Genomic DNA, 221 nt, shown 5'->3' with positions numbered 1-221 from the left:
TTCGTTTTCCTGAAAAAGTTGTATTTTGGTCATTTTCTCCATACGTTGGAATGAAGTCGTTATCCAGAAAACTTGCTTTCGATGTATATGATTCTTCAATTACAACAACTTGAATGCCTACAGCATTTGCTTTGTATGTAATCATTTGAATCAGTAAACTATGCGGGAGATGACAAAACGATTGGTTATTTCTTTTTCCCATATTCGTTTCTTGTTTCCAA

Annotated in this window: 1 protein-coding gene; it reads right to left on the bottom strand. The window is 33.5% G+C overall.

The window, feature by feature from the left end; all coding sequences use genetic code 11:
* The coding region (locus FOT98_RS31965; RefSeq protein WP_144291303.1) for an IS200/IS605 family accessory protein TnpB-related protein at positions 1-221 on the bottom strand (221 nt) is incomplete at both ends.

Source organism: Bacillus sp. HY001 (genome assembly GCF_007558965.1).
Lineage (GTDB): Bacteria > Bacillota > Bacilli > Bacillales > Bacillaceae_G > Bacillus_A > Bacillus_A mobilis.
This window is presented reverse-complemented; position numbering and strand designations above follow the sequence as displayed.